The following is a 4,451-nucleotide window of genomic DNA, read 5'->3' on the forward strand; positions in this document are numbered from 1 at the left end:
TTCTGGCGGCGCGCGCGATGCTCGCGGGGCAGAGCCAGCTGATGACCTGGGTCTGGTACGGCGCCTGTACCGGCCTGACGTTGGGGGCCGGCTACCTCTTCACGATGCTGCACACCCAGAACGCGCCGGACCCCGTGAGCGTGTTCTGGCAATTCCTGGCCACAGTTATACTTTATCCCTTCGCGGACCGGCTGATCGAGCGCTTCGAAGATGCCGACGTGAGGTTCCGCTGAGCGCGCGATGACTCAACCCGCCATCTTCTTCGAAGAGGTCAACGAGCGGCAGGGCGTGTTCCACCGGCGCGCCATCCTGTTGGGCGCTTTCGCCGGCGTCGGGATGACTGCCCTGGGGGCCCGCCTTGCATACCTGCAGCTGTTCCAGACCCAGCGCTACGAGAAGCTGGCCGTCTCCAACCAGTTCAATTTCAAGCTCGCCCCGGCCCCGCGGGGAGTGATCGTCGATCGCAACGGCGCGGTGCTGGCCGCCAACCGGCCGAACTTCCGGTTGCTGGTGGCGCGCGACAAGGGGTTGGACACCGAGGGGACGCTGAAGACGCTGGCCGGCTTCGTGCCGCTCGACCCGGTGCGCCAGCGTCGCCTGCTTCGTGACATCAACTCCGCTCCGAAACGCGCGCCGGTGCCGGTGATGGAAGACATGAGCTGGGAACAGTTCGCGGCGATCAACGTCCGCGCCCCGGAGCTTCCCGGCGTGACCGCGGATGTCGGCGAGGTGCGGGTCTATCCGCACGGCGGCGCCTTCGCCCACGTGATCGGCTACGTGGCCAAGGTGAACAAGGACGACATCGACGAGATCAGGAAGACGGGAAAGAGCCCCGACGCGATCGTGCTCCATCCAGGCTTCCGGATCGGCAAGCAGGGCGTCGAGAAGGCCTTCGACCTGGAACTCCGCGGGCGCCCGGGCGCCCGTAAGGTGGAGGTGGACGCCAACGGCCGCGAGGTCCGCCACGACGACGCCGGCGACATCCCCGCCGTGCCAGGCCAGGAGATCCAGCTCACCCTCGACGTCGACATCCAGAATCGGGCGCTGGAGGTGTTCGGCGAGGAGAGCGGCGGGGCGGTGATGATGGACTGTCGCACGGGCGACGTCCTCTGCATGACCTCGGCGCCGGCCTTCGACGCCAACCGGTTCGTGCGGGGCCTGACGGGCGCGGAGTACCGCGCGCTCGCGGGCTACGAGCGCAAGCCGCTCCTGGACAAGTGCCTGTCCGGCCTCTACCCGCCCGGCTCCACCTTCAAGACGATGACGGCGCTGGCGGTGCTGATGGCCGGCATCAGCCCCGAGGCGCGGGTGAGCTGCGGCGGCGGCATGTTCTTCGGCGGACGCTATTTCCACTGCCATAAGAAGGGGGGTCACGGGTCGCAGAACCTCAACGATGCGATCAAGAACTCCTGCGACACCTATTTCTATTCGATGTCGTTGCGCGTCGGCCCCGACCGCATCGCCAAGGCGGCCCGCGCGTTCGGCCTGGGCCAGATCTTCGACATCGGTATTCCCGGCCAGAAGAAGGGGATCGTTCCCGACCCCGCCTGGAAGAAGCGCTACTTCAAGAAGAACGAGGCCATGCAGCCCTGGTGGCCCGGGGAGAACCTCTCCTACGCCATCGGTCAGGGCTACCTGCAGGTGAATTGCCTGCAGCTGGCCGTGATGACCGCGCGGCTGGCCAACGGCCGCAAGGCGCTGAACCCGCGCCTCATCAAGTCGGTGGGCGGGGTCGAGCGGCCACGCGGGTCCGACGCCCCGGACCTGCCGTTCCCGAAGGAGCACATCGACCGGGTCCGCGCGGGCATGGCGGCCGTGACCGAGGCCGGCGGCACCGCCTTCCGCGCCAGTCAGCTTGGCCTTGGCGACATCCTCATGGCCGGAAAGACCGGAACCGCCCAGGTCCGCAACTACACCACCGGATCGCGCGGCAAGGGCGGGGTCTGGGGCACCCGCGACCACGGTCTCTTCGTCTGCTACGCGCCCATCGACGCGCCGCGATACGCGCTCGCCGTGATCGTCCAGCATGGCATGGGCGGTTCGACCGCCGCTGCCCCAAGGGCGCGAGAAATCATGCGCACGGCGCTTCTGAAGGATCCCGAAATCCTGGCCCGCATCCAGAAGCCGCTGCCGATGCCGGAAATGACACCGGATCTCGAGCAGGACGCCGCCCCGCCGCCGCCGACCCTGGTCGCGCCCGGCGCCCGGCCGATTCTCACTGTGGCGCCGACTCCGGCGCCCCGCCCCGGACGCCCGGCATGACCGTTTCCGCCCTGACCCGCCCCGGCGAACGCGACCGCCTGGTCGTCAAGTTCACCGAGATCGACTGGGCCTTCGTCCTGGTGCTGAGCCTGATCGCAGGCGCCGGCGCCCTGATGCTGTTCTCGATCGCAGGCTCCTCTTGGACGCCTTGGGCCGCGCAGCACTTGGGGCGCTTCGCCTTCTGTCTGTTGCTGATGATCGGCCTGGCGCTGATCGACGTCCGGGTGTGGTTCGCGCTAGCCTATCCGATCTACGGGCTTGGCCTCTTGCTGCTCGTGGCCGTGGAGGCCGTGGGCGACGTCCGCCTCGGGGCCCAGCGATGGCTCTCGATCGGCAGCTTCAGCTTCCAGCCCTCCGAGGTGATGAAGCTCGGGATCGTGCTGGCGCTGGCGCGGCTGTATCATGGGGCCCCGGCCCAGAGGGCCCGGCTTTCTTGGTGGTTGCTGATCCCGGCCGGGATGATCGCCTTGCCGGTGGGGCTCGTGGCGCACCAACCCGACCTGGGCACGGCCATGCTGATCCTGATGACCGGCGTGGCGATCGTCATCCTCGCCGGGTTGTCCTGGAAGATCATCGGCTTGGGAGTGGCGGCGTTCCTCGCCATCGTGCCGCCGTTCGTGATGTTCGTGATGCACGACTACCAGCGCCAGCGGGTGCTGACCTTCCTCGACCCCGAAAGCGACCCCTCGGGATCGGGCTACCATATCCTGCAATCGATGATCGCCCTGGGCTCGGGCGGTCTGCTCGGCAAGGGTTATGGCCTGGGCTCGCAGAGCCAGCTCAACTACCTGCCCGAGAAGCAGACCGACTTCATCTTCGCGGCCCTTGCTGAGGAGTTCGGCTTCCTGGGCTGCATCTCGCTCGTCATCCTCTATGCCGCGGCCATCTTCATGTCGTTGAGGGCCTCCTATCTCAGCCACAGCCACTTCGGCCGGCTCGCCGCCGCTGGCGTGACGGCGACCTTCACCGTCTACGTCCTGATAAACGGCGCGATGGTGATGGGCCTGGCGCCGGTAGTGGGCGTGCCGATGCCGATGCTGAGCTACGGCGGCACCGTCATGCTGACCGTGATGATCGGCTTCGGCCTCGTCCAATCCGTCCGCGTCCACCGCTACGCCGAGGTGACCAGCGGGAAGGGGACGTTCGTGTAGTCGGGCGCTGGCTCGGCGAGTAGCCGCGTTGCGGCGACTTGGGGGGCCGCCGTCACGACGGATCCAAATGCATAAAACTGGCTTTGGGCTACTCACGCTGCTAGGCAGCACCCGAGGCGGACGATAGAAAATCGGCATGCGTCCGTCGCGAACCATTGATTGCCAGAACGTGCGCCGCCCATTGTCATCGGCCGCCTGAGGCGCACCATGGCTGTCCGCGTCGTTCCCTACGAAGCTGCTCACGAACCACTAGTGCAAGCCTTCAACCGCCGCCTAGCGGAACGCGGGACGACTTGGGGCTTCTACGCCCAAGCGACTCCGAAATGGCTCGCGGCCGGCGAAACGCCGAATGCGCGACGGGACTTCTACCTTGGCCTCGACGACGATGGTGTGGTTAGGGCTGGCTACTGCCTGAAACCGGAGCATTTCCTGCTGCAAGGCGAACCCTTTGAGTTCACCAGCATACAAGGGCCCGTCTCTGAGGGACTGGTGGATCCGGCATACCGCATGCTCGCGTTGCAACTGATCCGTGACATGGAAAGCCGAGCCAGCCATCTTTTCGCGTGGGGCGCATCGGACCGCGTGCTTGAGCTGCTGCTTCGGCTAAAGTGGCGCGCGTTCCAGGCGCCGCTTCAGCTGCGCATTCAGCGCCCCAGCCGCTTCCTGCGTCACAATGCGTTCCTGCGCCAGGAGGGCCACAACCGCGTTGTCCTGGACATTCTAGCGCGCTCGGGAGCCGGCGGTCTGGGCGTAAGCTTGGCCCAGGCCATCCTCCAGCTATCGGGGCGGGGTGCCCGGGTGGCTCGCACTGAGACGACGCAGGTCGAGCGCTTCGGATCGTGGGCCGACCACATTTGGAGCGCTGCTGGGCAGAACTACGGCCTTATCGCTCGGCGCGACCAGGCGACGATGAACGCTATGGTGCCGGCCGTGCGCGGGCCACCGGACAAGATCCTGCAGATGCGGGTCGGCCGGACAACGAAGGGATCGCCTGTCGTTATGGACAGTCTGGGTCGGGCCTACCGTCGACTTGGGGCC

The 4,451-nt window shown here is 66.9% G+C and carries 3 protein-coding genes and 1 pseudogene; all 4 read left to right on the top strand.

Annotated elements, in window-relative coordinates:
* Positions 1-233, top strand: a pseudogene (locus QZV94_RS23500) (hypothetical protein); the annotation flags it as partial.
* A 7-nt stretch (positions 234-240) separates the two neighbouring features.
* Positions 241-2,262 (top strand): penicillin-binding protein 2, encoded by a 2,022-nt coding sequence (gene mrdA / locus QZV94_RS23505; protein WP_293682661.1) that lies wholly within the window; start codon positions 241-243, stop codon positions 2,260-2,262.
* Positions 2,259-3,413, top strand: coding sequence for a rod shape-determining protein RodA (gene rodA, locus QZV94_RS23510; protein ID WP_293682663.1), 1,155 nt, complete (start codon positions 2,259-2,261; stop codon positions 3,411-3,413). The genes mrdA and rodA overlap by 4 nt, the downstream gene beginning before the upstream one ends.
* 207 nt (positions 3,414-3,620) lie before the next feature.
* The coding region (locus QZV94_RS23515) for a hypothetical protein (RefSeq protein WP_293682665.1) at positions 3,621-4,451 on the top strand (831 nt) is incomplete at its 3' end.

The sequence above is a fragment of the uncultured Phenylobacterium sp. genome, assembly GCF_902826855.1.
Lineage (GTDB): Bacteria > Pseudomonadota > Alphaproteobacteria > Caulobacterales > Caulobacteraceae > Phenylobacterium.

Excerpts from the sequence above, each read along its gene's own strand:
- rodA (WP_293682663.1), top strand. The coding sequence starts at position 2,259 with ATGACCGTTTCCGCCCTGACCCGCCCCGGCGAACGCGACCGCCTGGTC.
- mrdA (WP_293682661.1), top strand. The coding sequence starts at position 241 with ATGACTCAACCCGCCATCTTCTTCGAAGAGGTCAACGAGCGGCAGGGC.